Origin of the sequence: Streptomyces sp. LS1784 (assembly GCF_020103755.1) — a bacterium.
Lineage (GTDB): Bacteria > Actinomycetota > Actinomycetes > Streptomycetales > Streptomycetaceae > Kitasatospora.
Genome location: NZ_JAHSQD010001105.1, coordinates 1 through 1,138, shown reverse-complemented (window position 1 = coordinate 1,138; position 1,138 = coordinate 1). Strand labels below are relative to the sequence as shown.

1 protein-coding gene is annotated in these 1,138 nt (G+C 77.0%); it reads left to right on the top strand.

Features of this window, described 5'->3' with window-relative positions; genetic code table 11:
- The coding region (locus KS423_RS45950) for a DUF5682 family protein (protein ID WP_224285584.1) at nucleotides 1–1,138 on the top strand (1,138 nt) is incomplete at both ends.

Genomic DNA, 1,138 nt, shown 5'->3' with positions numbered 1-1,138 from the left:
GACGCGCTGGCGCCGTTCGCCGCCGTCGCCGAGGCGATGGGTGCGCTGCGCGCCGAGGGCCTCGGCGGGTGCCGCCGGGACCTGCTGCGCGAGGCGTACATGCGCCAGCAGATCCGCGCCGCCCGCCGCGCCGGGCACCAGCGGATCGCCGTGGTCTGTGGGGCCTTCCACGTCCCCGCGCTGGAGCGGATGCCCACCGTCGCCCACGACCGGGCGCTGCTCGCCGGGCTGCCGAAGAAGGTGCGGACGGACATCACCTGGGTGCCGTGGACGCACCGCCGGCTCTCCCAGACCACCGGCTACGGCGCGGGCGTGCAGTCGCCCGGCTGGTACCACCACCTGTTCACCACCGACGGGGACCCGGTGCCGCGCTGGCTCACCCGGGCCGCCGACCTGCTGCGCGCCGAGGACCACCCGGTCTCCTCCGCGCACGTGATCGAGGCGGTCCGGCTCGCCGAGACGCTGGCCGTGCTGCGCGGCCGCCCGCTCGCCGGGCTGACCGAGACCTTGGACGCCGTGCGCGCGGTGCTCTGCGAGGGCTCGGACGTCGCCCTGGAGCTGGTCCGGGACCGCCTGGTGGTCGGCGACGCGCTCGGCGAGGTCCCGGACGCCGCTCCGGCGGTGCCGCTCCAGCGCGACCTGACCCGGTTGCAGCGCTCGCTGCGGCTCAAGCCCGAGGCCGCGCCGAAGGACGTCGACCTCGACCTGCGCAAGGAGACCGACGCGGCCCGCTCCCGGCTGCTGCACCGGCTGCGGCTGCTGGGCGTGGACTGGGGCGTGCCGGCGCGTTCCTCGGTGAACTCGACCGGGACGTTCCGGGAGAGCTGGCGGCTGTGCTGGCAGCCCGAGTTCGCGGTCCGGATCGCCGAGGCCGCCCAATGGGGCACCACCGTCGAGGAGGCGGCGGCCGACAAGGCCGTCGGCACCGCCCGCGCCGCCGAGGAACTCGCCGAGCTGACCGGCCTGGTGGAGACCTGCCTGCTGGCCGGGCTGTCCGGCGCACTGCCCGCCGTGATGCGGGTGCTCGCCGACTGCGCGGCCCTGGACGCCGACGTCGCGCACCTCGCGGGCGCGCTGCCCGCACTGGTCCGCGCGCTGCGCTACGGCGACGTACGCGGCACCGACCACGGCGCGCTCG